This is a genomic window from Nocardiopsis nanhaiensis (assembly GCF_054778635.1).
The window spans coordinates 12555-39305 of sequence record NZ_BAAGZJ010000021.1 but is presented as its reverse complement, the minus strand read 5'-3'; the positions used below and the strand labels follow the sequence as shown (position 1 = coordinate 39305).

Here is a 26751-nt window from a genome sequence, read left to right as displayed (position 1 = left end):
CGGCTTGTCGGCGCCGGGGGCGATGCGGGGTCAGCAGCCGCCTCCGCCGCCACCGCCGTCACCGGCGCTGAAACCGCCGCCACCGCCGCCACCGCTACCGCCCCCGTCTCCGCCACCGGAGCTGCCGCCGGAGGCGCTCGCACTGCCAGAGCCGCTCGCACTACCGGATGCTGGGTCGTCCCCTACCACGACGCCTCCGCCCCGGCGGCCGCCCTGGCGGTTGTTCGCGGTGGCCGACCCTGCGAAGCCGAAGAAGAGCACCACCGCGATGAAGAGGAATACGAGGACGGGGTACACGTCGGTTTCGAAGGAGGTTTCCGACGCTCCCGCCGCTTCCGGGCTTTCCGAATCCCTGGTCGGAGGAGTGAAACCCGAGCCGCTGGAATCGGACCCCGAGGGTGTGACGTCCAAGATCGACCGGGAGAACTCCACCTCGATGCTCATCGCATGCCCGGGGACGACTTCGTCCTGGGCAACGGTGTCATTCCGATCGGAGTCACACCCCTCGGTTGATCCAGAGGGGCCGCTCACGCACGTGATCCTCGCAACCCGGCCGAGGCCTGAGGTGGAAGCCGATACGGATACGTCCCGAACCGGGATCTCCCACTCCTCGCCGACGACGTCCAGGGCCAACCGCGGCCGCGTCGTGCCGCCCTCTTCGAGAAGGCTGGCGTAGGTGTACGAGATCTCGAAGGACTTTTCACCCTCGAAGCCGTTGCCGCCTCCCTCCTCCCCGAAGCGGACGGTGGTGGCATCGCCGTCCTCGTCGATCTCGTACGGGACCCCGTCTGCTTCCGTCACCTCCACGTCCCGCAGTCCGAAGCCGCGCTCGGGCCCGTCGCCGATGCTCCCCGAGTGCGGCAACCAGCGCTCCGCCGGAGCGTCGCCGTCGGAGCCGAAATCGTAGGTCAGCTGCTCGGTCACACTGACGTTGCCTTCGTCGGGGCCTCTCTCCACGAGAGTCACGCTGACCTCGAAGGAGGTGACTTCGCGGTCGGTGGTGTCGGCGCCCGCTGCGGGGGTGAGGCCGACCATGGTCACGGACGCGGCGGCGACGACCGTAGCCGCCCGGAACAGAGTGCGCGAGATCCTGCCTTCTCTTGGGCCCATGGTCGGTTGGAGGCCTCAGGTACCCGAGGAGTTGTTCGCGGGGCCGGAAGCGGACACCGGTGGTGCGGCGGTGCCGTCGGCGAAAGCGGCGACGGGTGGATAGCGGCCCGAGGCCGCCGTGCTCCTCCTCGGCGCGTTCGATGCTGCCTTTCACAGAACAGAGTCCCGACACGGTTCGCCACGGGTGGAGCCGCTTGGACCCCACCCGCAACGCCGTGGGTGCTTGGCTAGCGGAGGTCGCCTTTGGCGCTGTGGAGGAAGGACTCCCATTCGCCGCCGGAGAAGAAGAGTGCCCCGAGTTCGCGGTGCATGGTGTCGCGGACCCCGGTGACCGGCCCTTCCGCGACCTCGACGCAGTTGTTGGCGCCAGAGCTGTAGCTACTCTTGTGCCACGCTGCTGACGCCCGGTTCTGTTGAGACATCAGCCAGCTCCCTCATCTAGTTCTGCGATGCGTTCCTCTATGCGAATTATGCTCTCACGCTTGCCGAGGGCGGCCACCTGCAGCTTGTTGAAGACCAGTTCGTACACGCCGGTGTGTTGGGGGCGATCCCAGAAATCTGAGCTGGTGAGGTCCTCCAAGTAGACGTAGGTCGCCTCGACCTCGTCCAGTCGTAGCAGGGTGAAGGCAGTCCCCATTGCTGCGTGCTCGCCTGATGAGTAGGGGAGAATCTGGAGGTCGATATGTGGCTCGTGGGCGAGTCGATGAAGGTGCTGTAGCTGTTCGAGGAAGGCTTCAGGGCCACCAACTGTGCGCATCAACGCGCCTTCCCCGAGGATCAGGGACACGTTGGGCGGCCTCTGCTGGAAAAGTACAGCGGCACGACTCATTCGTCCCTCAACCACGTGGCTGATGTCGGCCGGGGCGATGGTCACGGAGGTAGAACAGACGGCCTTGGAGTAGGCCTGTGTCTGGAACAGCGCTGGGATGAGGTCCTCGTAGAAGATCTTCAGGTCCGTGGCGTCTGCTTCCATGCTCACGTAGCCACGGGCGAAGTCGAGAACCTTGCCGTAGGAGCCGCGTTTGCGAGCGGAAGCGGCCAAGTCACGGAAGACGGTCGCCTCTTCCCCGCTCAACGCGAACAGCTTGACGAGCTTGTTGCACTCGGGGGAGCTCAGCGTGCTGTAACCCAGTTCGAGTTTGCTGACCTTCGAAGTCCCACAGCCCAAAGACTTGGCGAGTTCCTCCCTTGAGAGGGAAGTGCTGTCCCTGAGCCGTCGGATTTCGCGGCCTAGTTGGAGCCGGAGTACCCGAGGTCCTGGCGTCACCATGGCCCAAATCCGCCTTTGAAGTCCGATTTATCCATCTTCTGAGTCCTTACCTGGTGGCCTGGTTCAGTATAAGTGGAATTTCTACTTGACTTTCACTTGGGATCGCTGTCTTCTGGTTGCAACGAGTATTCCACCAGTTCCAAGCGGGTGACGGTCACTCTGCAGGATCGGCTGCGGTTCCGTTCATCCTGTCTTTTGTGCCTGCTCTCAGGTGGAGCCTCGGGCGCCCGGCCGAAACCCAGCGTGCTTGGGCATGAAGAAGGCCCTGGTGGGTGCTAGCACCACCCGCCAGGGCCGCATCGACAACCAACCCTTGAACGAGGAGTTGCCGACGTGTCTATTGTCCCTCAGATACCCACCCCCGCTTACCCCGGGCGGCGCTGGGAGGCCCGCCACTACCCCGGAACCCCCGAGGCCTGCCCCCGCTTCCGTGCGGATCTGCGCTTTGACCTGGCAACCCTGGCCGGGGTTCCCAGCCACCTGCGCGACGACATCGAACTGTGCGCGAGCGAGGCGTTCGCCAACGCGCTCACCCACTCGCGCTCTCAGCGTCCCGGTGGCACGGTGGTGCGGATGCTCTCCACGCCCGTGGTCATGGGGAGCGAGACCACCCTGCGGTTGTCGGTGATCGACGACGGGCCTCTGGATGCCCGTCCGATGTTCCCGCCCCAGCGGCGTTCGCCTGTGGAGTGGGAGCAGGCCGAGTCCGGGCGCGGACTGCTACTCATCCACCAGTTGGCGAGTGAATGGGGCACCCAGCGCTGGGCCGACCCCGATTCCCTGGCCGTGTTGGGCACGGTGCTGTGGGCCGAGTTCACCTACCCCACACCCACTGCCGACACCTCCAGCAGCGAGGTCACCACCTGTGTCTGCGGGGGTGGGCGATGAGCACCGCGACCATTCCGATGGATCTGCGCCGGGTCTTGGACGCGCCCCGGGTGCGCCGCTTCAGCCGCACCCCGCACAGCCCGGCAAACCGCCTGGGGAGCCGCCCGGAACCGCGCCCCTCGACCGGTGCGGGGCCCGAGCGGCTCCCGCCCCTGGTCTCCCTGGGCCGTACTCCAAGGGAGCGTGAACTCCTCGCGCGTATGCCCGACACGCCCCGGCTGCGTCGCCGCTTCACCCATGGGGACCTTCCCGAGTGGATGCGCAGCCCCGCACCCCCATCCTCGGAGTCCTGCTGGCGCCAGGACGCTCCCCCAGACCGCACCCCGGAGCCGTCCCGCGAACCTGACCGGGACGCCGAGCCCGCCCGTCCCGTGCCGGTCCCGAGACCCCGCCGGGAGAGCGTGCCGCCCGCGCCGCTTCCGCGCCGCCCGGCCAGCCATCGCAAGCCCCGCCGCCGGGTCGGCCACCTCGTGACCGGCTATGCCTTCGCCGCAATGGCCGGGGCGGTGGGCCAGCATCTGGTCGCCTTCCTGGGCTGATCCGCCAGGACCCATCCGGAAGGCCGCACCGGAAGCGGGGGACCCGGTGCGGCCACAAACGGCCAAAGCGCGGTCGCTGAAGGTGTCCGAGTGATAGGTAAAAACCACGGCGAGTAAAGGAACATCAAAGCGAAAGAAGCACGCATGGAGCCCTGGCAACGCTGGTGCGCGCGCACGATGCTCAAGGACAGGACCGCCAACCTGCACGGTGAGGCGTTCGAGGACTTCTTCCACAACCTCATGCAGTTGGCAGATCCGGGATTCTTCCCCGTCCGTACGACCAAGGGTGACCGGGGCGCCGACGGCCTGTTGATCAGCGGACGCAAGCTCTACGCCTGCTACGGCCCTCAGAAGGCGAACGAGTACGAGGTCGGCCGCAAGTTCCGTTCGGACCTGCACGATGCCATCGCGCACAGGAGAAGCGATTTCGACACCTTCGTCTTCGTCCACAACAATCCGCGTGGTGTGGCGCCCCAGGTGACTCTGGAGATCTCCGAGGCCCAAGCTGAGCACCCTTCCCTGAAGTTCGAGAACTTCGGCCTCGACCAGATGTTCCGAGTTCTCAGAAAGCTGGACAAGGAAGAGGTCGAGGACCTCATAGGGCCGTTCCCGCTGAAGGCAATGGTCACAGGTGTCGGCATGGCCGAACTGGCGCCACTCCTGGCACACCTTTCCACGAACAGGAAGCGGACTCCCTTGCCGGACGGGATTTCTATCCCGCCTAGCCGCAAGCTGGAGTACAACCGGTTCGGCGAGGACATGGCGGGTTTCCTGAGACTGAGCCTGCCCCATGTTCCCCTCGTCAAGGACTACTACAACGGTCTGGCCGACCCCGTCGAGAGAGACGAGGTCGCTGCGGCCTTCCGGCAGGAATACCTCGAACTCGCCGACACCCACGATGACCCCGATGCGATCGTCTCCCGCCTCCAGTGGTACATCCTTGGTAACGAGGCCAAGGCTCTGAAGGATCAGATCGAGGCCAACACCGTGCTGATGTACTTCTTCGGTGAGTGCGAGATCTTCAAGGTGCCGCCGGAGGACTGGCCCGCCGCCCATGGGGTCCTGGAAGGGGGAACGACGTGATCGCACCGACCAAGGGCATCGCGCCGCAGAGGGCCTTGTTGACCGTGGGTGCTCAGATCCTCATGGCAAGTGAACGCCAGAGCATCACCGTCAACCAGGCATGGCGTCGGCTTCAGAAGTGGCGGTCCGACCACGAGCACAACGCCCCCGTGCCGTTCTGGTGGTTCGTCCTCGCCCTCGACGTCCTATACGCCCTGGGAATAGTCGAACTCCGTGACGATGTCCTCGTTTTCCGAGAGGTCTCGGATGCTGCGTGAACTGAAGGCGAGCGATCCCCGGTTCAGTACGGTCACCTTCGGGCTCGGCCTCAACCTGCTCGTCGCGCACCGCACCAACGCTTCCACCGATGACCAGAGTCGCAACGCGGTCGGTAAGACCAGCATGGTGGAGTTGCTTCACTTCCTCCTGGGCGCCGACAGGACACGTCTGGTCACTCGTAGGGAGAACAAGGGAACTACGTTCGAGCTTGTCTTGGACTGGCCCAAGCCCAGCGGTTGGCTCAGCGTCCGTCGCTCTGGCAGTGACCCGGGGAAGATCTACCTCGACCCGGATATCCTGGGTCATGATCCCGACGCGCTCATCCAAAGAGCCGGTGTGGCCGGGGTGAAGGAGTGGAGGGGCGCTCTCGATCGCGATCTGTTCGGGATCAGGGACCCTGACAAGGCACTGAGCGGCAGACTGCTTCTCGGCTACTACTTGCGTAGGACCGAGAAGAGCGGTTTCGCCGACGCTCTCAGACCGAACCCGCAGACCTCCCGGCACCTGGCCACCGCGAACCTGTGCTATCTGCTGGGCATGGACTGGGCACTGGCCGCTCGCTACGGCGAACTCTCCGAACGGGAACAGACCCGAAGGAAACTCGCGCAGGCCACCAACGATCCGGTATGGAAGGACATCGTCGGCAAGTCCGGTGACCTGCGCGGTCAGCTCATCGTCATCGAACGCCGCATCGCCGAACTCAAAGCGCAGATCGCTGCCTACCAGGTCGTTCCGGAGTACGAGGAGATCCGCCGAGAAGCGGAGCGCGTGAACGCTCGGATCCGCGAGTTGCGCGAGGCGGACGTGATCGGTCGAAGGAACCTCGCGGACATCGAACGCTCTATCGAGGAGGCCGGCGACCCCGGCCATGACTACCTCGAACGTGCCTACCAGGAGATGGGGGTGCTTCTCGGCGACCAGGTGCGGGCCCGGTTCGACCAGGTGGAGGCGTTCCATCGGGCGGTCGTGCGCAACCGGCGACAGTATCTGGACGAGGAAGCCGTTGGCCTGCGGGAAAAGCTCGCCACGAGCGAGAGGGAACGTGAGGCCCTCGGCGAGAGGCAGGCCGCACTCCTGCGCACCCTGAACGAGGGTGGAGCACTGGACACCCTGACAGTGATGCAGGGAGCACTCGCCAAGGAAGAGGCGCAGCGGGAGTACCTTCAGCGCAGGCTCAACGCCGCGCGAACCCTGGAGCAGAGCCGTCGCCAGATCGACCAGGAGAAGGCCGCCCTGGAGGACGAGGTCCAGAGCGACATCGACGCCAGGAGGGAGCAGGAGCAGCAGGCGAGCCTGTTGTTCAACCGATTCGCCGAGTACTTGTACGGTGACGCCCGCGCTCCGTACCTGACCTTCCAGGCCAGGCGTAGTCACCTGGAGATCGAGCTCAAGCTCGAAGCCGATGACAGCACCGGCATCTCGAACATGAAGATGTTCTGCTTCGATCTGACCTGGGCCGTGATCGCGCACCGTGCCGGACGGGGGCCCGACTTCCTCGTGCACGACAGCAAGATCTACGACGGAGTGGACGAACGCCAAGTCGCCCGAGCGTTGGAATTGGGAGCCACAGTCGCCCGTGAAGAGGGCATGCAGTACATCGTCACCATGAACTCCGATGATCTGGCCAAGGCGGAACGAATGGGGTTCGATGCCAGGCCGTACATCATCGCTCCGAGGCTGGACGACTCCGAGACCGGAGGGCTTTTCGGTTTCCGGTTCTGACCGGAAGGCGGGCCAGGGCCCGCGTCCCTCGCCTTCCGTTTCCGCGTAGGTCGGGCCGCCCCCGCCGCCCGGTCAGCCACCGCAAGCCCCGCCGCCGGATGGGCCACCTCGTGACCGGCTATGCCTTCGCCGCAATGGCCGGGGCGGTGGGCCAGCACCTGGTCGCCTTCCTGGTCTGACCCTCCAGACTCCGCACGTATGGCCGCGCCGTTCGGGAAGAGCGGCGCGGCCGCCCGTACGCGGGCCCATCCCTGGCATGTCGGTTACACTTATTTCAGATACGCCGACGGAGGGAGTCGTGATGGTTCGAGCGAGTGTGCTGAGTGACGCCCCCAGGATCGAGCCTGACGCCGAAGACCGCTCTGCCGCCCAGAAGCTGATGAGAGGAGTGGGTGAGGAGTCACAGTTGGCTCTGAAGCTGGCCGACGGGAGGGAACTCCCGCTGTCCGAAGCGTTGGTCAAGGCGCTGCTGGCTCTGGCGGGTGAGCTCTCGGCTGGACACGCGGTCCGGGTGTTGGCCGCCGAGACCAATCTGACCCCTGCGGAAACCGCGGAGATGTTGGGGCTGTCCAGGCCGTTCGTCGCTCGCTTGCTGAATGAGGGAACGATCCCGTCGGAGTACCTGCCCGGTAGCCGTCATCGGGTGGTTCGGCTGGAAGACGTCTTGGCGTTCCAGGCCAAGCGGGAGAGGTGGCGGGAAGGGAGACGGAAGATCGTTGATGCAGTCGAGTCCGCCGATCTCCCGTACTGAACGACAGGTCACGCATGGCGCGTGTTTTCGCCGGCACCAATGTGCTCTTCCCCTTCTCGACCATGGACCTGCTTCTGGCTCTGACCGAGGACATGGTCCACGAGGTCATCTGGACGGAGAGGCTCCTCGCGGAATGGCAGCGAGTCATCGTGCGCGAGCAACGGCGCTCGCCCGCTTCTGCGGAAGCGATCGCCTCCGCGATCAGGGAGTACTTTCCCGAAGGTTGTGTGCCGGAGGAGTACTACGCACACCTGAGCCCGACCATGCCGGGCGATGACCCGGACGACCGACACCACATGGCGGCGGCTCTGGCGGGACGGGCGCAGTCCATCCTCACCTGGAACCTGGCCGATTTCCCAAGCGCTCCCCTGGCTGAACTCGGACTGAGAGTCATCGATCCCGACACCTACCTGTGTGAGTTGTTCGAAGAACTGCCGGACGAGATCACGAAGTCAGTCGTGCGCATGGCCGCTGAGAAACGCCGCCCGCCGAGGACCCCTGAAGATCTCGCCGGAGCCCTGGACAAGGCGGGAGTGCCCGACTTCGCGGAACGGCTCAGACTCAGGGGCGCCCCAAGTCCGTAGGCGAAGCGGGAAGCCAGTCGGCCGCAATCGATTCGGGCGGGTTCCGGGGCAGTCCGTGGTGACCCGCGTCGGAGCTCCGGCCTGTGGTCCACCGGCCCGTTGCGGACAAGTTGTCACAAAGTAGTTGGAAGACCTTGTACATGCTAGGAACCCCTGGTATCGGCCCTGGTCACCTGTGCGGGAGTATGGGTGGCGGAGCGTAAAAGGTGTCGTTGGGGGCTTGCGCTTCCCGCGGTGAGTTCTGTCACGATGTGGGAAGGACTGCCCACGCCATCCCGCCACCCTGGGAGCGCGCGTGGGCCGTTAAACGGTCGGCCAGCGTTCACCCACGCGAAGCCGGCCCCGAGAACCCGAGGAGCGACGTGTCGGACATCGCCGCGCACGAAGAACCGGAGCTCATCCAGCTCCTGACGCCGGAAGGGGAGCTCAGCGAGCACCCCGACTACCCCCTGGACATCTCAGCTGAGGAGATCCGCGAGCTCTACCGCGACCTGGTTCTGGTTCGCCGGGTCGACACCGAGGCCGTCTCCCTGCAGCGCCAGGGCGAACTGGGCCTGTGGGCCTCCCTCCTGGGCCAGGAAGCCGCACAGATCGGCTCCGCCCGAGCACTGCGCGCCGACGACATGGCGTTCCCCTCCTACCGCGAGCACGGCGTCGCCTGGTGCCGCGGCATCGAACCCAAGGAACTGCTCGGCATGTTCCGCGGGGTCACCAACGGGGGCTGGGACCCCCACGAGCACGGCTTCCACCTGTACACGATCGTCATCGGCAGCCAAGCCCTGCACGCCACCGGCTACGCCATGGGCGTCCAGCGCGACGGCGCCGTCGGCGAGGACGGCACGGCCGTCATCTCCTACTTCGGCGACGGGGCCACCAGCCAGGGCGACACCAACGAGTCGTTCAACTTCGCCTCGGTGAACAACGCCCCGGTGGTCTTCTTCTGCCAGAACAACCAGTGGGCCATCTCCGAATCACCGGACCGGCAGTCCCGCGTGCCGATCTACAAGCGCGCCGCCGGCTTCGGCTTCCCGGGCGTGCGGGTGGACGGCAACGACGTCCTGGCCTGCCTCGCGGTCACCCGCGCCGCCATGGACAACGCCCGCACCGGGAACGGGCCCACGCTGGTCGAGGCTTTCACCTACCGGATGGGCGCCCACACCACCAACGACGACCCCACCCGCTACCGCGACTCCGCCGAGCTCGACGAGTGGAAGGCCAAGGACCCGATCCTGCGCGTCCGCCGCTACCTGGAGCAGGGCGGCCTCGCCGACGAGGCCTTCTTCGCCCGGGTCGACGAGGAGTCCGACAAGGTCGGCGAGATGGTGCGCACCCAGTGCCGCTCGATGCCCGACCCCGAGCCGCTGGACATCTTCCACGAGGTCTACGCGGATCCCAACGTCCACATCGACCGGCAGCGGTCCGAGTTCGCCGAGTACCTGTCCTCCTTCGAGGGCGTCGGCGCGGAAGGGGGCCGTTAGGCCATGGCCACCAACCTCACGATCGGCAAGGCCATCAACGCGGGCCTGCGCGCCGCGATGGAGCACGACCCCAAGGTCCTCATGATGGGCGAGGACGTCGGCAGGCTCGGCGGTGTCTTCCGGGTCACCGACGGCCTGCACAAGGACTTCGGCGCCGACCGGGTCATCGACACCCCGCTGGCCGAGTCCGGCATCGTCGGCACCGCCATCGGCATGGCGCTGCGCGGCTACCGCCCCGTGGTGGAGATCCAGTTCGACGGGTTCTTCTTCCCCGCCGCCAACCAGACCTTCACCCAGCTCGCCAAGATGCGCCGCCGCTCGGCGGGCAAGCTCAGCGTCCCCGTCGTCATGCGCATCCCGTACGGCGGCGGCATCGGCGCGGTGGAGCACCACAGCGAGTCCATCGAGGCCTACTTCCAGCACACCGCGGGTCTGCGCGTGGTCACCGTCGCCAACCCGGAGGACGCCTACTGGATGATCCAGCAGGCCATCCGCTCCGACGACCCGGTCATCTTCCTGGAACCCAAGCGGCGCTACTACGAGAAGTCCGAGGTCGACACCGAGGCCCCCATCGAAGAAGCCACCCCGATGGGCGCCGCCCGGATCGCGCGGCCCGGCACCGACTGCACGCTGCTGGCCTACGGCCCGATGGTCAAGACCGCCCTGCAGGCGGCCGAGGCCGACACCGACCACTCCATCGAGGTCGTCGACCTGCGCTCGCTCGCGCCGATCGACTACGCGACCGTCAACGAGTCGGTGCGCCGCACCGGCCGTCTCGTCGTCGCACACGAGGCCGCCCTCACCGGCGGGCCCGGCGCGGAGATCGCCGCCCGGGTTACGGAGGAGTGCTTCTACCACCTGGAGTCGCCGGTCATCCGCGTGGCCGGGTTCGATACCCCGTACCCGCAGTCCAGGCTGGAGGAGTACTACCTGCCGGACCTGGACCGCGTCCTTGACGGGGTCGACCGGGCGTTCGCGTACTAGATCGGGGTAACCGCAAGACATGGCGATTCAGAAGAGCACGCCCGCGGTCGACGGCGTGCACGCGTTCAAACTGCCCGACGTCGGTGAGGGCCTGGTCGAGGCCGAGCTCCTCACCTGGTACGTCAAGCCGGGCGACGAGGTCACCGACGGCCAGATGATCTGCGAGATCGAGACTGCCAAGGCCGTCGTCGAGCTGCCCTGCCCCTTCTCGGGCACGGTCAAGGAGCTGCTGGCCGCCGAAGGCGAGACGGTGGAGGTCGGCTCGGTGATCATCACCGTGGACGACGGCACCGGCGGTTCCGGTGGTTCCGGCGCGGCGGACAGCGGTGCCTCCGCGGGCACCGAGGAGACCGAGGACCGGGAGAAGCCCCTCGTGGGCTACGGCGAGAAGGCGGCGTCCACACAGCGCCGCGCCCGCCGCCGCCCGACCCCCTCGGGCCCGGCCCCCGCGGCCCCGGTGTCCGCACCGCCGCCCAAGCTCAGCGAGCCCGCACCCGCCAACACCCCCGGCGTCCTGGCGGCACCCGCGGGACCGGCGCCCGCCTCGGGCCGCCCGCTGGCCAAACCGCCGGTGCGCAAACTCGCCAAGGACCTCGGGGTGGACCTGGCGACCGTCGAGCCCACGGGCAGCGGCGGGATCGTGACCCGCGAGGACGTGCACGCGGCGGTCGAGGCCACCCAGGCCCCGGGCCCAGCTGCGGAAGCCACGGCGCAGCAGGCCGCGCCCGCACCGGACCGCACGGCCCGCGAACAGCGCATCCCCGTCAAGGGCGTGCGCAAGCACACCGCCGCGGCCATGGTGAACAGCGCGTTCACCGCGCCGCACGTCACCGAGTTCCTCCAGGTCGACGTCACCAAGACGATGGACGCCGTGGCCCGTCTGCGCGAGCGCCGCGACTTCGCCGACGTCAAGGTGTCGCCGCTGCTGCTGGTGGCCAAGGCCCTGCTCATGGCGGTCCGCCGCCACCCGGAGGTCAACGCCTCCTGGGACGAGGAGAGCCAGGAGATCGTGGTCAAGAACTACGTGAACCTGGGCATCGCGGCCGCCACCGAGCGGGGTCTGGTGGTGCCCAACATCAAGGACGCCGACGCCCGGACGCTCCCGGAGCTCGCGGGGTCCCTGAAGGCGCTGACGGACACCGCGCGTACGGGCAAGACCAGCCCGGCCGACATGTCCGGCGGCACCATCACCATCACCAACGTCGGCGTGTTCGGAGTGGACGCCGGTACGCCGATCATCAACCCGGGCGAGGCCGCCATCCTCGCCTTCGGGCAGATCCGCGACATGCCGTGGGTCCACGAGGGTGAGCTGACGGTTCGCAAGGTGACGACCCTGTCCCTCTCCTTCGACCACCGGCTGGTCGACGGCGAGTTGGGTTCGAAGGTGCTGCGCGACATCGGCACCGCCCTCGAGGACCCGGAGCTGACCGCTCTGGCCTGGGGGTAGAACGCCCGGTTCGACGAAGAGCGAAGGGCCGGTGCGACGACGGCGGGTTCTGGAATCCGCCCGGTTCGCACCGGCCCTTTTACGTTGCTTCGGGGCGGTGGCGCATGTTCTGGGGCGCTGCTTGGCGTGCAGGGCCGCCGACACGTGGACGGGCCCGTCCCTCAAGGGGGTGGGGACGGGCCCTACGGATGAGTGTTCCCTCCCTCGGGGGCTGACCAACCATTGACTCCGGGTTTTCTGATGACCGAGGGTTCCCTGAAGCTCACAGGGCTCCGCCCAGGGGCCAGACCAGGTGGTACTGGGCGCCGACCGCGATGACGGCGAGCGCGGCCACGGGCAGGAGCGAGTAGTGGATGCGGCGGGCCGTCCCCCACCAGCCCTGGACCCAGGCGGTGACCGCGAAGCCCGCGGTGGCCAGGGTGAGGGGGACCGCCACGGCCAAGGGCAGGGCCAGGACGATCGAGTCGCCGGTGATCCAGTCCCGCATCCGGTTGAGGTCGAGGACCGCGTAGGCGAGCAGCCCGACGGCGACCAGACAGGACAGCGCGGTGAGAGAACCGGACACGGCCGCCGTGATCCGCGCCCCGCCCCTGGGGCGGCGGAGCTGGACGGTGCCGCTGAGCAGGACCAGCAGGGCGACGGCGACGGTGACGATGTGCGTGACGGGGCTGGTGAGCAGCCCGGTGCGGTCGTAGCCGCTGGTGGGGTTGGCGGTCATGTACACGGCCTCGGCCCGACCGTCCTCGACGTCGAAGACCATCCGGTCACCGCTGTTCTCCGCGGCGAACACTCCGTCGCCGACCGGGAGCCAGCGCTGCTCGGCGACGACGGCGCCCCGGACCCGCAGGGACCCGTCGCCCGCGTCGCGCACCGTGATGTTGTCGAAGAGCGTGACGATCTGGTCGACCCCCTCAGCGGCGCGCCGGGTGGTGATGTACGTGCCGGTGTAGGCGCCCAGGTCGGCCCCGGGGTCGGCCTCGGCCTGGACCGGTTCGGCCGGGCCGAACTCGTCGGCGAAGGCGTCCAGGAGGGTAAAGCGCAGGTCGTGGAGGGGGCTCGCCGCCGCCTCGGGATCCGTGTCGTCGCCGTTGACCGCGACGAACACCCCGGTGTCCAGCTCCGGCAGGAGCAGATAGCCCAGGTGGAGCCCTTCCAGGTCGCCGCCGTGGCCCACGCCCCTGGGCGGTCCGGTCCGCCACTCGTAGGTGCCGTATCCCATGGCGGTGCCGTCCGGGTGGTACTCGAACTGGCGGTCCAGCATCATGTCGACCGACTCGGGGCTGAGCACGCGCTCCCCGTCCAGTTCGCCGCCGTTGAGGAGGGCGAGCATGAACCGGTCCATGTCCGCGCCGGTGGTCACCGCGGCCCCGGCCGACGACAGCGGTATGTGCTCCTGCTCGGCCGCGGATCCGTCGGGCAGGTGCCCGGTGACCAGGGCGTGCTCGTCGGCTAGTTCGTGGACCTGACCGAACTCGGTGCCGTGCATGCCCAGCGGCGCGAACAGGTTCCGCTCGACGTACTCCTCGAACGGCACCCCGCTGACCTCCTGGACCACGAACCCGGCAAGGCCGGTCCCGTAGTTGGAGTAGGCGGAGCGCTCGCCCGGCGGGAAGATGCGCTCCGGTGTGTTGTCGCGCAGGAACTCCTCGAGACCCCGGTGGTTCTCGACGTCCTCGGCGTCGTCGGAGTCGGTCCGCTCGTCGAAGCCGGGGGTGTGGGTGAGCAGGTGGTGCAGGGTGACGGGCTCGGGGAGTGTGTCCGGGATCCGCAGTCCCTCGGGCAGGTAGGTGTTGACGTCCTCGTGCAGGTCGACCTCGCCCTGTTCGGCGAGCTGGAGTACGGAGAGGGCGGTGAAGGACTTGGCGACCGAGGCGGTGGGGAAGGAGTGGGTCTCCGCGTCCATGGGGGTCCCCTCGGCGAGGTCGGCGTCCCCGTGTGCGCCGGAGGCGAGGGGTTCGCCATCGGCGACGACCGACACCATCACACCGGGGGCGCCGTGCTCGGCCAGCAGCTCGGGGACCCTTTCGTCGACGAACTCCTGTGCGGCGCCCGGTTCCGGTGTGCCGACGGGTACTGGTGGGCCAGCCCCCTGCGCGGCCGTGCCTGGGACGCCCGCGCTGGCGGGGGCCGCACCCAGGGGGAGGGCGAGGGCGAAGGCGGTGGCCAGACAGGCGCTGACCACCGAGGGGCGCTGGTGCATTCCGGGCTCCCGGGCGTGGTGGCTGTGTACACCGACAACGCTAGAAATCCCGGCTCCCGGGCGCACGGGCCTCCGCGACCGTCTTCGCGGTGGAGCCAGCTGTAGTCGCCTCTGGGGGTGCGCACGCACGGGTGGTGCGGGCAGGCCCGCACGGGTGGCCGGGGCCGGGCAGGACTACCCGAGGAGGAAGGTGACCGTGAACAGGACCGGGATGGTGAGAATGGTCGTCAGCAGGACCACCTCGCGCACCAGGACCTCGCCGGCCCGGTACTGGACGGCGTAGTTGAACACGTTCTGCGCGGTGGGCAGGGCGGCCAGGACCACCACGGAGAACAGGGCGGCCCCCTCCAGCCCGAACACCAGGGCACCCAGGGCCCACGCGGTCAGGGGCTGGCCCGCGGACTTCAGCGCCACGGCGAACAGCACCGGGACCTGGTCGGGGCCGCCGCGCCCCGGGACGGCACTGCCGTGCAGGGAGATCCCGAAGGCCAGCAGCATCGCCGGGACGGCCATACCGCCGATCAGTTCGAACGGCTCCATGAGGGGCGCGGGCGGGACCCAGCCGGAAGCGGAGACGGCGACCCCGGCGATCGAGGCGATCACCACCGGGTTGCGCACGGGGGTGCCCAGTGACCGGCGGACCACCGGCCAGAAGCCCCGGGCACTGCCGTTGTTCAGGTCGAGCACGGTCAGCGAGACCGGTGCGAGCACCAGGAGCTGGAACAGCAGGATGGGCGCGACCAGGGAGGCGTCACCGAGGACGTAGGCGGAGATGGGGATGCCGAGGTTGCCCGCGTTGACGTACGAGGAACCCAGCGTCCCGACCGTCGTGCGCCCGACGCCCCATCGTCGGATGACCCCGAGCACGAGGAAGACCAGGGCGACGACCACCACGCTCAGCACGCTCACCAGGACCGGGCCCGAGAGCAGGACCGATAGGTCGGTGTCGGTGAGGATCGTGAACAGCAGCGCGGGGCTGGCCACGTAGAAGGCCAACCGGGTGAGGACTTCCTTCGCCCCGGGGCCGAGGAGCGGGAGGCGCCCGAGCATGTAGCCGATGACGACGATGCTGGCGATGACTCCGAACCCGACGATGACACCGGACAACGGGCGCCCTCCGAACAAGCGTGCAGTTCAAGCCCGCCAACGCTATCGGAGCACGCCCCAGGGTGATACGGCCCACGTCACACTGCGGAGCGTGACGGAAACGTCGGCGTCGCGGACCCGTGGGGCCTTACCCCGTCGGGGCGGCCGACGAGGTCAGGGCTGCGGGGCCGCCGAGGGGTTCAGGGGCTGGGCTCCTCGGAGGGCTCGTCGTCGGCTTCGGCGGGCGGCTCCTGGGCCCAGCGCACGGCCAAGGGCCACCCGTCCATGGAGGCGTCGTGGTACCGGGGGAAGGCCTCCTCGGTACCGTCCGCCTCTCCCTCGTCCAGCTCCACCCGGAACCAGCCCTCCTCGGTCTGGATCAGGAGCGCGTCGCGCTCCTCCGCGGGGGCGAACTGCACCACAGGGCTGTCCTCGTCTTCCAGGACCCGGGTCGCCGTGTGCCCCTGGTCCTCGATGGTCAGCAGATAGGCGCCGCTGGGTCCGTCGTCGCCGTTGCCATTGCCGTCGGCGTCTGGGCGCAGCAGCGCGGTCCCGCCGCCCCACACGGGGGCCTCGTCGAAGGTCTGCCACTGCTCGCCGCCGGTGTTGAGGGTGGCGTTGACGACGGTGTCGTCGGTCGCCCGGACCACGAGGTCGCCCTCGCCGCCGGCCACCGGTTCGGTAGGCACGCTGTCGCGGATGTGCAGGGAACCGTCCGGGGTGAGCGCCCAGTCGCTGGGCCGCTGCCCCTCCCCGAGGGGGAGGCTCCCCTCTTGGTTGGGCGTCCCGGTGGGTGCGTCCAGCGGCACCGACATGACCTGCGGCGGCTGGCCCTCGCCCTGAGCGGAGGTGAACCAGAGCCGCTCACCGTGGACCACCGGATCGGACAGGACCTCGTCCTGGCCAGCCTGGATGGTCTCGACGGGCTGGTAGGAGAACTCCTCGGTCTCGAATCCCTCGGCCCCCTCTTCCCCCTCGGCACCTGCGCCCGCCTCTTCGGACTCTTCGGCCTCCTCCGGGTCGCTGAGGACTGCCACGTGCACGGCGTTGGGCTCCTGGGTCACGAAGGCGAAGTGCTGCCAGTCATCGGAGAACCTCTGGTGGGCCGGGACGTCCTCGGCCATCGGGTCCACGGCCGCGTCGGGCAGGTCGATCCGCTGGAGCGGTTCCCCGGATTCGGGGTCGTGGAAGACCAGCACCTGGTCGGTCTCCGGGTCGCCGCCCTCGAAACCCCGGTGGAGCAGGGCCAACCCGACCAGCCCGTCGTCGGCGAGGTCCTCCACGCTCTCCGGAGCCCCGTCGGCGGAGCCGTTGGAGTCGTCACAGGCCGTCACGGCGAGCAAGCACACGGCCGAAGCCAAGGCGAGAGAGCGCCGCATGGATACGCCTTTCGGGGGAGTGGGGTGTGTTCGAGAGGTGGGATAGCGGAGAGGTCGCCGCGGTTCTCCCGATTCCTCACGTTATCCAGCCCCAGCTCCGGGAACGGCGGCGGCACTCAGTCATCGGCGTCCGGTGACGGTGACGGTGACGGATCGGCGTCGTCTGCGTCCTCGTCGTCCTCGTCTTCTTCCTGCTCTGCGGCTTCCTCCTCGGCCAGACGCTCGGCCTCGGCCCGGTCCGCCGCACGGGTGGTGCACACCTCGTCAGCGGGCGCGGAGCCGCCGTCGACGGCGACGACCGTGAAGCAGTACTCCGCGTTGGTGTCGTCCGTGGGGACCTGCGCCGTCACCGCACCGGCCCCGGTCCGGGCCAAGGTGACCGGATCGTGGCCCTGCGGCCCGCCCAGCACGAAGTAGGACCCCGTGCCACCGGTGTGGTCCGCCCAGGTGAGGGTGACCGCGCTGAGGGTGTCCTCGAGCGCGATCTCGGAGGCAGGGTCGACCGCGGGCAGCGGCGAGGGCTCCACCGTGACGTCGGCGCTCTCCTCCTCCGGCTCGGCAGCCTCGGCCTCCTCCTCGGATTCGTTTGAGGCCAGGGCGGGAGCCGTTGGCTCAAGTGCTGCCACGATTCCGGTGGTGATGGAGAATGCCGTGATGCTGACCGCGGCGACCGCGATGTTGAGGTGCTTGCGCCAGTGCGGTCCCTGGTCGAGCCGGTCCCAAGCCCTGCCTTCGTCGAACGGGGTATCCTCTGCTGAAGTGTCATACTCGGACAGGCTCGTGTCCATGCTGCCCGCCCAACCAACCAGGCTGGCCCACTGGGCGGGAGCAGGTTCGACTACCTGCTGGTCCACGCTGTCGGGCACCGCCGGAGCAGCTGAGGCTGCGCTCGGCGCCGGAGCGTGTTCGCCCCGAGAACCGGGGCTGCCCCGCCGCCTCAGAGCTTCGTTGGGCGGCGGTCCGTACGGGTCTTCGGGCGTGCCCCGTCGCGGCTCGGGGGTGCCCTCTCGGGACGGCGGTGCGCTCTGCCGATGTGCCGACGCACGACCAGGAGCACTTTCCTGGGGCGTCCGAGCTGCCTCTCGAGGAGTGGGCGCGCTTTCCCGGGGAGTGTGCGGGGGGTCAGCTGGGCTGCCGCGACCAGAGTTGGGGGGACGTGCGGGCCCGTCCGTGGCTGAGTTGCCGCTTACTCCTGTGGGAGGTTCAGCGGTCCGCATGGCTGAAAATGCGGCATGAGGGCCCGTACGGGTCCCGGTGCGCGCTCGTTCCAGGGCGGTGGCAAGGTCGACAGCCGAGGCATAGCGTTCTTCGGGATCTTTGGCCATCCCCCGAGTAAGAACCCGGGACAGAACTCGCGAGACGTCTCTGCGGGGGACGGGTGGGGCGTTTACGGCAAGTACTCGCTCGGCGTACGCCTGGTCGGTAAGCGGCTCTCCTCCCTCACTGGCAAAGGGTGTCCTGCCGATGAGTAGTGTCCAGATCGTCGATGCGAGCCGGTAGACGTCCGATGCGGGTGTGAGACGGGCACCGCGGAGCGCTTCAGGAGGTGCGTGGAAGAAGGACTCACGCCCACGCACCTTGATGCCCGAGTCACCGCTTCGGATGACCGCCCCGAAACCGGTCAGCAGGGACATGCTGCCCGCCAGGATGTTTTCGGGAGCGACGGCGTTGTGCACCAGGCCATGGCCGTGCATGGCGGTCAGGGCCGGCCCGATGCTTCGCCCCACGGCGACGGCCTGTGCCAGTGAGAATGGACCGGAGTTTCCCAGCACCTGGCCGCAAGAGCCTGCCGGATACAGGGGCAGCACGAGGAAGTGCTGTCCAGAGGTAGTGCGACCCAGGTCGAGAAGCGGGAGCATCCCCTGGTTGCCGTTGAGTGTCTGAAGGGTCGTGATGTGTTCCGTGGCTGTGTCGGGGTTCAGGAGTACCTTGAGCACAGCCTGCATGCCACCCGTTGCGCGTACAGCGGTGTACAGCTCGGATGACCTGCTCCGGTGAATCCGGCGCAAGGAGTGGTATCCGGGTGCCCAACCGTCGGGCGGAACGGCGCTCGGTGCCGGGGAGTTCATGTCTCTTGCACCGCCCTTGGAGAACCGTTCGTGCACGGGCAATCGTACACAGGGAGAAATATGACGGTCCCCGGGCAAGCGCATACGCCGAGTCCTGGCCAGAACCTACTGGGAACGCGCAGTGGAGGCGCGAGATATTCTCCGCCAAGAGCAGTATATTTCAGCAGGTCGCTGGCCATTTGGTTGCGAAAAGGGGTGCTGTCGAGCCCCAGGTCATTTCCGGACCCGAGGGAAAGACCAGGAGTTTCGTGATCGCTTCCATGGGCGCGGATATGCACCTGCGTGCTATTGGTGCTGAATTTGCTGGTGAGTGTGCTAGCCGCGTGATGGCGCCGGGGTTCGGTACTCGATGTGATGTGACGGGACCCTCGCGGGGGTGGTGGGTGTGCGGCGATGCGTCCCCCGCCATGCAAGGGGGATGCGGCTGGTGGACGCGTGGGGGCTGGCAGGGGGTGCACGCATGCTTCGGGGGCCATCATCACCCTTCCGTGCGCCGAATCGTTATCATCCTGGGCTGTGCTCCCCCTGGGGCCGACTGCGCCGTTCGTCTGTGAGGTCAGGGCAGGGGAATGCCGATCCGCAGACGAAGATTCCCTGATCAGTTGGGGTTCGGTTTGTCACCGGCCGCCCCGGTGCCCGCCTTCGCAGGGCCCTTGTGTATAAGGGCCTGATACCTACCAGCCGTGGTGCCGTAGTAGAGGTGCGCGGTTCTCCATGGTGTCACCAAGGTATAGCCTCGCAAGGCTACATGGTTGATAGTTCTCCAGGAGCGAGTACCTGGGCGGTCAACCAGTTGAATCCCGTCATCCCGACAGAAAGAATGCATCCCGCGTGGGTGGGTACAGTCGCGTTACAATATCCGGGCCTCAGCGTTGGGCTGATCTCGCCCTGCCGGACACGGTCCCGGTGGCCGCACTCATGCCCAAGATCCTTGGCGTCTGCTTGCCCGAGGCCGACGGCAGTGAAGCCGCTGGCTGGGTGCTGACCACGCTCGAGGACGACGCTCTGCCGATGGCGGAGTCACTCGGCGCTACCGGGGTCGCCGATGGTGAAGTCCTGTTGCTCCGCCGTGAGACGGCGCCCTCGCGACCCCAGTACGTGGACGATGTACGTGGGGCGGTAGAGGACAGGGTCGATGAGGCCGATGGCCACTGGCGCCATCCGACCACCTTCGCCTTCGGCCTCCTGTTCGCCGCTGTTGCGCCTCTGCTGGTGCTTTTCGCGATGAGCTGGCTTCAACCAGCCGCTGGGTACCCGGGTGTTGCAGTGGGCGGAATGGCGGTTTCCATCGTCCTGGTGGTGGTGGCACGACGACGCGCGATGCACGCCACCGCACATCTCCTCTTTGTGACCTCCGCTCTCTGGGGCGGGGCGGCCGGTTCGCTAACGGTGTTCTTCGTCGCTGCTGAACCCCAGACGCAACACATGGTCTTCCTGGGCCTGGCTGGAGCACTTGTGGCAGCCGGTGTCACGTGGACCGTGGACCAGGCGGGTCTGCCGTGCCTCGCGGCGCTCGCGTTCATCTGCCTCAGCGGTGGCGTCCTGCTCGCAATTACCCTGTTCCTCGACGCCCAACAGGCTGTCAGGGCAATCGCGCTGATACTGGTCCTGTGCGTTGGAGGACTGCCGCGGCTGGCGCTGGTGATGGGGGGACTCTCCGCGCTTGATTACCAAGTGGTTAACTCCGGTGAGATTCCCACAGAGAAATTCGAGGAGACCCTGGACAGTAGTGACCGCTTGCTTCTCGGAGTCGTGCTGGGGGCGGCCGTCAGCGCCACGGCGACCGTCCCCCTCATCATCCTGGTCGCAGAGGGGCTACCGGACCGACTTCTGGCGGCGCTCATCTCCGTCCTCCTCCTCTTGCGCTCGAGGTTGTTCGCCCGCATTGTCCATGTGCTGCCGCTGCGTTTGGGCGGGGTGCTCGGCCTCCTGATCTGCCTGCTTCACCTCCCCCAGACCGTTCCTGCCCTCGCCGCATGGATCCCCTTCATCGCCCTGATCGCTGGCCTGGTCGTAGTCTCGCTGAGCTGGATCAAGCTGGGAGACGTCTCACAGGCATCCCTGAGCCGAGTGCTCAACTGGGTCGAGATGGCCTTGGTGATGGGGATGCTGACGGTGGCGGCTTGGTCGATGGGTCTGTTCGACTTCGTCGCCGATATGACCACTTGACGATGGCAGCGGGAAAGCCTGGCCCCGCGCTGAACGGATTCCACCTTGGCTAGTTAGAAGACGGGAGAAACCGAAGTGTCGGTTAAGCTGCTGCGACGGCCCGCCCGCGATCTCCCTCCGGAGCCCGGCACCGAACCGTTGGTGATCGCGACACCGCCGCAGTTGCCGGACAATCCGCCGTCGGGTGCCTCTTCCGCGATGATCATCATGCCGATCATCACCGGCTCCGGGTCGTTGATGATGTCGATCACCATGGGGCACCGACCCCTGATGGCGGCGATCGGCGCCATCGTGATGCTCGTGAGTGTCGTCGTCGGCATCGTCATGTTCGTGACGCAGTACAACGGTCCGCGCAAGAGGATGCGGGAACAGCGAGAGCGCTACCTCGACTACCTGGACCAGCTCCGGGAGAAGGCTCGTGACGTTGCCGCGGTGCAGCGGAAGGGCAACCTGTACCGATACCCGGCCCCGCATCTGCTCACCGACGTGGCCAGGCTTCCCTCCCGGCGCTGGGAGCGAAGGGCGTCCGACCGGGACTTCCTGTACTTGCGCGTGGGTGAGGGGGTGCGGCCTCTAGCCCGGAAACTCACCCTGAAAGTCGACACGTCCAACCCCCTCATCGTCTACGACCCCCTGTGCCAGGGCATGGCAGAACAGCTGGTCGAGCTCTACGCGCACGTCGCGGAGGAACCCCTGGTCGTGCCCCTCAGGCGGATGGGAATAGTGTCCATCGTCGGTGACCGGGCCGTCGGCCGCACGGTCGCCAGGGCGATGGCCGCGCAGATCATGAGCCTCTCATCCCCGGACGACGTCTGCCTCGGGGTGATCCGTTCGGACAAACTCGCCCTGGAGTGGGACTGGACGAAGTGGGTGGGCCACAACTCCTCAGTGGGTTTCGAGGATCAGCCTACCGACGGACCGCTCCCGGCCCGGGTCGTGGCCCGGAACACCATGGAGATGCAGGACATGCTTGAGGCGGAGGTGGAGAGACGCACCGTCGAGTTGCAGCGCAGGAGGGGCGGCCCGCCAGGCCCGGGTACCCGGCGCATCGTTGTGATCGTGGACGGTGAATACCAGCCGACCCTCTCGGGCCTGTCCGCCGAACCCCCCGTCGAATCCCTCGCCCAATTGGGTATCCACGTGATCTTCCTGGTGGGCGATCACCGTGAGGAACCTGAACCCGTCAACATGCGGCTGAACGTGAATGACAGCAAGGTTGAGGAGGACCGAGAGGGCACAGTCAACGGCCTTGGAGACGGAGCGCAAGGTGAACCCCTGTCGGGTGAGGTGGACTGTCTGAGCGTAGGCCAGATCACCGCCCTCGCCCGTATGCTCTCTCCCTACCGCCTGTCCGCTGAAGACGGTGCGGACACACTTCACTCCAACGTGGACCTGCCAGAGATCATCGGTGTCCCCGATGTGGCCGAGCTGGACACCCGTAGGACATGGCGTCCGCGCAGTAGCGGTGACTTCCTCCGTGTCCCGATCGGAGTCGGGCCCTCAGGAAACCTCGTGCTGCTGGACCTCAAGGAATCCGCCTTCGGCGGTATGGGTCCGCACGGACTAGTTGTCGGTGCCACGGGTTCCGGCAAGTCGGAGATGCTGCGCACCCTGGTCACGTCACTGGTGGTTGCCCACCCGCCGGACCGCCTAGCCCTGCTCTTGGTCGACTTCAAGGGCGGTGCGACCTTCGCGGACACGGACCGTCTGCCACACAGTGCAGGGATTATCACCAACCTGGCCGACGACGAGAGCATGGTCATCAGGTTCAGGGAAGCCATGTACGGCGAACTGAGCCGAAGACAGCAGGTCCTGAAGGACAGCGGGAACCTGCCGAACCTGCACGCTTACGAGGAAGCCCGGGCCGAGCGGCCCGGAGAGCTCGAGCCGATGCCCCATCTGTTGGTGATCATCGATGAGTTCTCCGAACTCCTCACCGCGCATCCGGACTTCGCCGAACTGTTCCTCGCCATCGGCCGTATCGGTCGTTCCATCGGAGTGCACCTGATGCTCGCTACTCAGCGCCTCGAGGCGGGGAAGATCAAGGGACTGGAGACCCACCTGTCGTTCCGGATCGGTCTGCGTACCTTCTCGGAAGCTGAGAGCCGGGAGGCGATCGGCGTCGGAGACGCTTACCACTTGCCGCCTGAACCCGGCTCCGGTTATCTCAAAGTCGACACCTCCGTCTTCGATCGGTTCAAGGCCGCGATGGTCTCCTCCCCGTACACGCCGCCGCGCGAGGTCGCTGTGGAGGACGACCCGGTGCTGCCGTTGATCTCCTACAACGGTCTCGCTGAAACGGACCCGGACCTCCTCGCGGATCGGCTCAAGGACATGTTCGCCGCGGACCAGGAGCCGGCCAAGCAGGACAAGAAGGCCCGGAGCGTGCTTCAGGTGGCGGTCGACCAACTTGTCGAGGCGGGAGCGGATCCGGTCCGACCGGTGTGGCTGCCGCCTCTCGAACCCGTACTGCCTCTGGACGCGGTACACACATGGGGAGGGGCGGACCCGGGGCCGGAGTCCGAACCGGAGGAGCCCCCGGTAGGCGAGCTCAAGGCGCTCATCGGGATTCGCGACGTACCCCGCGAACAGAAGCAGGGTCCCGCGGAGCTGGACTTCACTGGTTCCAGTGGCAACATGATCGTGCTCGGCGGGCCCCGCTCTGGCAAGTCCGTCTTCCTCCGCACACTCGTCGCCGCGCTGGCCTGGCGTTATCCGCCGGGGCGGGTGGCCGTCTACGCGATCGACTACGGTGGTGGCGGGCTCGCCTCGATGGAGGACCTGCCCCATGTGGCCGGTGTGGCGGGCCGCTCCAATCCAGAACGCGTGCGCCGGGTGATCACCGACGTGCGGAACCAGCTGGACCGCAGGGAGCGGATCTTTCGTAGCTCACGCTTGGACTCGCCTGACGCCTTGCGGAGGGCTCGGGCTGAGGGCAAGGTGCCTCAGAGCGTGGTCGGGGACATCTTCCTGCTTATCGACGGTTGGTCGCAGGTCAGGGAGACGCTCGGGGACAGCGACAACGAGCTGTTGGACATCCTGAACCGGGGCACGGCTCTGGGGGTGCACGTGGTGGTGACGGGTACCGCTGCGATGCAGATCAGGTCCAGAATCCAGTCGCTCTTCGGCGGGAGGTTGGAGTTCCGGTTGACGGAGGCCCACGATTCCGGCATTGACCGGAAGGCCTCAGAGGAACTCCCGAAGGATCTACCCGGTCGGGCGCTCATGGAGGACATGAGTATGGCGCAGGTCGCGCTCCCGCGCATCGACGGCACCGCGGACGGCACCGAACTGCGGGAGGGCGTTCAGGACCTGGTGAAACGGATCGGTGCCCGGTGGCCGCAGAAGGCCGTCACCGGGGTGCGCACACTGCCGTCGAAGGTGACGCTGGATGAGCTGGTCAAGAAACCGGCTTCCTCCCGGAACTTCAACCTCGTGCTCGGGCTCGGCGAACGGGAACTGGAGCCCGCCGTCCTACGGCCCGACCAGGAGCCGCACCTGATCGTCTTCGGTGACCCCGAATCGGGGAAGTCCACGCTGCTCCGTGCGCTGATCCGTCAGATCGGCGACAGACCCGCCAAGAAGGTCGGTATCGTCTTGGTGGACTACCGCCGTACCCACCTCGGCCTGCTGGAGGACGGCCGGGCACTCGCGTACTGCGCGAGTCCGGACCAAACCCGTTCCGTCGCAACTCAGTTGGCCGAGCAGTTGAAGGAGCGTATCCCAGGGCCCGACATCACCCCCCGCCAGCTGAGGAACAGGAGTTGGTGGAAGGGGATGGAGATCTTCGTCGTGGTGGACGACCTCGACATGCTGGGCAGCAGGAACGCCAATCCGCTCCTCCCTCTGGCCGGGCTCATCCCGCAGGGTCGGGACCTCGGCTTCCACCTCATCGTGGCCCGGCGCACTGGGGGCGCTGGACGCGCCATGTTCGAGCCGCCGATGCAGACGCTGAGCGACATGGCCGCACCAGCGGTCCTGTTCTCCGGTGACCGGCGCGAGGGGCGGTTGGCCAACGGAGTGGCGTCGCAGCAGCTGGCCCCGGGCCGGGCCCTGTTCGTACGCCGCGGTAGATCACCCGAGCAGCTACAGGCCCCCTGGAGCGACGAACCCGTCTGACCCAGAGCCGCTTCCGGGCCCGTGCGCGTCCGGCTCGGAAGCGGCCCCCTGGACGGTTCCCTTCGGAAGTCGGTGAACGTCGGGGCACAGGGCGGCTGGGGGACACCGTGCTACGGGGACGCTCACATCGTGCGAGTTCAGGAGAAGGTGTTCGCTGGTGTCTCTCAGTTGAGTGCGACCAGGGAGCCGCTTGCTGTTCCGTTCACGTCCGCCTGGTGGCTGATGACGGCGCCGGGAACGGGGAGGAATCGGGTTCGTTTGTCTTCGTGTCCCTCGCGGCCGTCGAGTTGGTCTAGTTCGATGGTTACCGGATCGCCCCCACGCCAAGGGGTGAACGTGGCGCTGAGAGGGCTTTCCATGTTCCCGAAATTCGGGCACTGGTTTCCACAGGTGTAGGTGAGTAGCCCGTCATCCAGATCCGCAACACGGCCTAGAGGAGACCACGTGCTGTTGTCGACGACCTCGTGCTGGTTGGGTCGGATCAGGATCTCATCGAGGACATCGCCGGAGTGGGAGTACTTGGTATACCGGTGTTCTTGGTCCTCTGACTCTTGCTCTTCATACCAAACAGCATGGTCACCGGTGGTGCTGACACGGTTTGTTAAGCTGATACCCGCCTGCCCCTCTTCGGGCCACTCAACCTCGATCTCCTCACCGGTTGAGGCTTCCAGGACACGAAATTCCTGGGAAAGTCTTTGGATGAGGTATTCCCCGTCGTTTGAAGGAGTCAGAGCATAGTAGTGGAGGTGCTCCAAGGGATTGTCCCCAAGAGTAGTGGGAAGAGGCTCGGCGCTCCACAGTTCGGTGCCGTCGCGGTTGTCTAGTGCGAGGGTGTGCATCGACGCGTTCTGCTCTTGGGGTTCGGGTTCCTCCGAGCCTTCGGCGGAGCACTGGGCGGGCAGGAGGACGGAGCCTTCGATGCTGCTGACGGGCCATCTCCAGTCTTCTTCGGGGGAGAAGTCGGGGACTCCGAGGCAGTGGGGTTCGGGGGTGTAGGTCCAGGAGGGTTCTGCTGTGGTGAGGTCGTGGGCGGTGAGCTCTCCGTCTGAGGGGATGAGCAGGTGGTCATCGGTGACGAGGTCGGGGTGGCTGATCGCGTCCTCGGGTAGGGGGGATTGAGATATTTCTTCCCCTGTGGCCGCGTCTAGGAGGACAAGTTCTCCGTCCCCTTCCTCAGAGGGCGGATCCACGATGACTGTTTCGAGCCCGTCTGTCGTCACGGCGACTGAGAAGTCGTGGCTCGTTGCCTCGTAGTTCCAGAGTTCGGTGCCGGATTCACCGTGCAGGCCAGTGATGGTTCCGCTTCTACTGGCTGCAACGAGTCCGTACGCGGTAGGGAGGAGTTCACGCCAGATAAAGCTGTGTTCCGCTTCCCACTCCCACGCTACATCGCTCACGGACGAGATGTAGGAAGTAGTGTCGGAGAAGTCAGCGATGCCTTCAAGGGATTCACCCGGGGAGTCTTCCTGTTGATCCTCGCAAGCTGTGAGGGAAGCCCCTAATGCAGAAAGCGCAAAAATGGTCGAAAATATGCCCCATGGTTTTCGTGTTGAGCAGAGCCCGTGGACGCGCAATGATGTTTTCAAGGGATGAGGCGAGTTGCTGGTGTGCATAT

At 67.0% G+C, this 26751-nt stretch carries 21 protein-coding genes and 1 pseudogene; 12 read left to right on the top strand and 10 right to left on the bottom strand.

Going from position 1 to position 26751, the window contains the following annotated elements:
- Positions 1–30: 30 nt before the first annotated feature.
- The 3 genes from ACYVD1_RS12510 to ACYVD1_RS12500 form a co-directional block, all read right to left on the bottom strand.
- On the bottom strand, positions 31–1110 hold the full coding sequence (locus ACYVD1_RS12510) for a DUF2207 domain-containing protein (protein ID WP_460771634.1): 1080 nt from the start codon (positions 1108–1110) through the stop codon (positions 31–33).
- A gap of 227 nt (positions 1111–1337) precedes the next feature.
- Positions 1338–1532, bottom strand: coding sequence for a DUF397 domain-containing protein (locus ACYVD1_RS12505; RefSeq protein ID WP_460771631.1), 195 nt, complete (start codon positions 1530–1532; stop codon positions 1338–1340).
- On the bottom strand, positions 1532–2380 hold the full coding sequence (locus tag ACYVD1_RS12500; protein WP_460771628.1) for a helix-turn-helix domain-containing protein: 849 nt from the start codon (positions 2378–2380) through the stop codon (positions 1532–1534). The genes ACYVD1_RS12505 and ACYVD1_RS12500 overlap by 1 nt, the downstream gene beginning before the upstream one ends.
- A gap of 333 nt (positions 2381–2713) precedes the next feature.
- Between ACYVD1_RS12500 and ACYVD1_RS12495 the strand changes: the two genes are divergently transcribed.
- The 10 genes from ACYVD1_RS12495 to ACYVD1_RS12450 all read left to right on the top strand — a co-directional run bounded on the left by ACYVD1_RS12495 (position 2714) and on the right by ACYVD1_RS12450 (position 12114).
- On the top strand, positions 2714–3268 hold the full coding sequence (locus ACYVD1_RS12495; RefSeq protein WP_460771626.1) for an ATP-binding protein: 555 nt from the start codon (positions 2714–2716) through the stop codon (positions 3266–3268).
- Positions 3265–3807 carry a hypothetical protein gene (locus ACYVD1_RS12490; RefSeq protein WP_460771624.1) on the top strand — a complete coding sequence of 181 codons (543 nt, stop codon included), beginning with the start codon at positions 3265–3267 and terminating at the stop codon, positions 3805–3807. The genes ACYVD1_RS12495 and ACYVD1_RS12490 overlap by 4 nt, the downstream gene beginning before the upstream one ends.
- Positions 3808–3951: 144 nt before the next feature.
- Positions 3952–4890 carry an ABC-three component system protein gene (locus tag ACYVD1_RS12485; protein WP_460771621.1) on the top strand — a complete coding sequence of 313 codons (939 nt, stop codon included), beginning with the start codon at positions 3952–3954 and terminating at the stop codon, positions 4888–4890.
- Positions 4887–5147, top strand: coding sequence for an ABC-three component system middle component 6 (locus ACYVD1_RS12480; protein ID WP_460771619.1), 261 nt, complete (start codon positions 4887–4889; stop codon positions 5145–5147). The genes ACYVD1_RS12485 and ACYVD1_RS12480 overlap by 4 nt, the downstream gene beginning before the upstream one ends.
- On the top strand, positions 5137–6870 hold the full coding sequence (locus ACYVD1_RS12475; RefSeq protein WP_460771617.1) for an ABC-three component system protein: 1734 nt from the start codon (positions 5137–5139) through the stop codon (positions 6868–6870). The genes ACYVD1_RS12480 and ACYVD1_RS12475 overlap by 11 nt, the downstream gene beginning before the upstream one ends.
- Before the next feature lie 301 nt (positions 6871–7171).
- Positions 7172–7621, top strand: a complete 450-nt coding sequence (locus ACYVD1_RS12470) for a helix-turn-helix transcriptional regulator (RefSeq protein WP_460771614.1) — start codon at positions 7172–7174, stop codon at positions 7619–7621.
- A 14-nt stretch (positions 7622–7635) separates the two neighbouring features.
- Positions 7636–8205: a PIN domain-containing protein gene (locus ACYVD1_RS12465; protein WP_460771611.1), complete on the top strand. Its 570-nt coding sequence runs from the start codon at positions 7636–7638 to the stop codon at positions 8203–8205.
- Positions 8206–8567: 362 nt separating this feature from the next.
- Positions 8568–9683 carry a pyruvate dehydrogenase (acetyl-transferring) E1 component subunit alpha gene (gene pdhA / locus ACYVD1_RS12460; protein ID WP_460771609.1) on the top strand — a complete coding sequence of 372 codons (1116 nt, stop codon included), beginning with the start codon at positions 8568–8570 and terminating at the stop codon, positions 9681–9683.
- 3 nt (positions 9684–9686) lie between these two features.
- The gene (locus ACYVD1_RS12455; RefSeq protein ID WP_460771607.1) at positions 9687–10667 is read left to right on the top strand and encodes an alpha-ketoacid dehydrogenase subunit beta; all 981 of its coding nucleotides are present in this window, start codon (positions 9687–9689) and stop codon (positions 10665–10667) included.
- A 19-nt stretch (positions 10668–10686) separates the two neighbouring features.
- Positions 10687–12114, top strand: a complete 1428-nt coding sequence (locus ACYVD1_RS12450; protein WP_460771604.1) for a dihydrolipoamide acetyltransferase family protein — start codon at positions 10687–10689, stop codon at positions 12112–12114.
- Positions 12115–12376: 262 nt separating this feature from the next.
- Here ACYVD1_RS12450 and ACYVD1_RS12445 read toward each other — a convergent pair whose 3' ends face one another.
- The 5 genes and pseudogenes from ACYVD1_RS12445 to ACYVD1_RS12425 all read right to left on the bottom strand — a co-directional run.
- Positions 12377–14314, bottom strand: coding sequence for a serine hydrolase domain-containing protein (locus ACYVD1_RS12445; RefSeq protein ID WP_460771601.1), 1938 nt, complete (start codon positions 14312–14314; stop codon positions 12377–12379).
- 174 nt (positions 14315–14488) lie between these two features.
- Positions 14489–15421, bottom strand: coding sequence for an AEC family transporter (locus ACYVD1_RS12440; RefSeq protein ID WP_460771599.1), 933 nt, complete (start codon positions 15419–15421; stop codon positions 14489–14491).
- A gap of 179 nt (positions 15422–15600) precedes the next feature.
- Complete coding sequence (locus ACYVD1_RS12435; protein ID WP_460771597.1) at positions 15601–16779, bottom strand: hypothetical protein; 1179 nt, start codon at positions 16777–16779, stop codon at positions 15601–15603.
- A gap of 116 nt (positions 16780–16895) precedes the next feature.
- Entirely contained in the window at positions 16896–17633 is a 738-nt protein-coding gene (locus ACYVD1_RS12430) for a hypothetical protein (protein ID WP_460771762.1), read from the bottom strand.
- A gap of 453 nt (positions 17634–18086) precedes the next feature.
- Positions 18087–18848 (bottom strand): annotated as a pseudogene (locus tag ACYVD1_RS12425) (protein kinase domain-containing protein); the annotation flags it as partial.
- An 831-nt stretch (positions 18849–19679) separates the two neighbouring features.
- Here ACYVD1_RS12425 and eccD point away from each other — a divergent pair.
- Positions 19680–21017, top strand: coding sequence for a type VII secretion integral membrane protein EccD (gene eccD, locus ACYVD1_RS12420; RefSeq protein WP_460771595.1), 1338 nt, complete (start codon positions 19680–19682; stop codon positions 21015–21017).
- Between the two features lie 53 nt (positions 21018–21070).
- Here the strand turns inward: eccD and ACYVD1_RS12415 are convergent, their stop codons facing one another.
- Positions 21071–21271, bottom strand: coding sequence for a hypothetical protein (locus ACYVD1_RS12415; protein ID WP_460771593.1), 201 nt, complete (start codon positions 21269–21271; stop codon positions 21071–21073).
- On the opposite strand from ACYVD1_RS12415, the gene eccCa reads away from it, so the two are divergent.
- The gene (gene eccCa / locus ACYVD1_RS12410; protein ID WP_460771591.1) at positions 21225–25136 is read left to right on the top strand and encodes a type VII secretion protein EccCa; all 3912 of its coding nucleotides are present in this window, start codon (positions 21225–21227) and stop codon (positions 25134–25136) included. The two genes, ACYVD1_RS12415 and eccCa, sit on opposite strands and share 47 nt — an antisense overlap.
- A gap of 164 nt (positions 25137–25300) precedes the next feature.
- On the opposite strand, the gene ACYVD1_RS12405 is transcribed toward eccCa, so the two are convergent.
- Positions 25301–26749: an outer membrane protein assembly factor BamB family protein gene (locus ACYVD1_RS12405; RefSeq protein ID WP_460771589.1), complete on the bottom strand. Its 1449-nt coding sequence runs from the start codon at positions 26747–26749 to the stop codon at positions 25301–25303.
- Between the last annotated feature and the right edge of the window lie 2 nt (positions 26750–26751).

What these genes read in the sequence shown, in the direction of transcription:
- ACYVD1_RS12435 (WP_460771597.1), bottom strand. Translation starts at nt 16,779, where the DNA reads ATGCGGCGCTCTCTCGCCTTGGCTTCGGCCGTGTGCTTGCTCGCCGTG.
- ACYVD1_RS12455 (WP_460771607.1), top strand. Translation starts at nt 9,687, where the DNA reads ATGGCCACCAACCTCACGATCGGCAAGGCCATCAACGCGGGCCTGCGC.
- ACYVD1_RS12445 (WP_460771601.1), bottom strand. Translation starts at nt 14,314, where the DNA reads ATGCACCAGCGCCCCTCGGTGGTCAGCGCCTGTCTGGCCACCGCCTTC.
- ACYVD1_RS12485 (WP_460771621.1), top strand. Translation starts at nt 3,952, where the DNA reads ATGGAGCCCTGGCAACGCTGGTGCGCGCGCACGATGCTCAAGGACAGG.
- ACYVD1_RS12465 (WP_460771611.1), top strand. Translation starts at nt 7,636, where the DNA reads ATGGCGCGTGTTTTCGCCGGCACCAATGTGCTCTTCCCCTTCTCGACC.
- ACYVD1_RS12500 (WP_460771628.1), bottom strand. Translation starts at nt 2,380, where the DNA reads ATGGTGACGCCAGGACCTCGGGTACTCCGGCTCCAACTAGGCCGCGAA.
- ACYVD1_RS12450 (WP_460771604.1), top strand. Translation starts at nt 10,687, where the DNA reads ATGGCGATTCAGAAGAGCACGCCCGCGGTCGACGGCGTGCACGCGTTC.
- ACYVD1_RS12510 (WP_460771634.1), bottom strand. Translation starts at nt 1,110, where the DNA reads ATGGGCCCAAGAGAAGGCAGGATCTCGCGCACTCTGTTCCGGGCGGCT.
- ACYVD1_RS12470 (WP_460771614.1), top strand. Translation starts at nt 7,172, where the DNA reads ATGGTTCGAGCGAGTGTGCTGAGTGACGCCCCCAGGATCGAGCCTGAC.
- eccCa (WP_460771591.1), top strand. Translation starts at nt 21,225, where the DNA reads ATGCCGATCATCACCGGCTCCGGGTCGTTGATGATGTCGATCACCATG.
- ACYVD1_RS12405 (WP_460771589.1), bottom strand. Translation starts at nt 26,749, where the DNA reads ATGCACACCAGCAACTCGCCTCATCCCTTGAAAACATCATTGCGCGTC.
- ACYVD1_RS12490 (WP_460771624.1), top strand. Translation starts at nt 3,265, where the DNA reads ATGAGCACCGCGACCATTCCGATGGATCTGCGCCGGGTCTTGGACGCG.
- ACYVD1_RS12475 (WP_460771617.1), top strand. Translation starts at nt 5,137, where the DNA reads ATGCTGCGTGAACTGAAGGCGAGCGATCCCCGGTTCAGTACGGTCACC.
- ACYVD1_RS12415 (WP_460771593.1), bottom strand. Translation starts at nt 21,271, where the DNA reads ATGGTGATCGACATCATCAACGACCCGGAGCCGGTGATGATCGGCATG.
- ACYVD1_RS12505 (WP_460771631.1), bottom strand. Translation starts at nt 1,532, where the DNA reads ATGTCTCAACAGAACCGGGCGTCAGCAGCGTGGCACAAGAGTAGCTAC.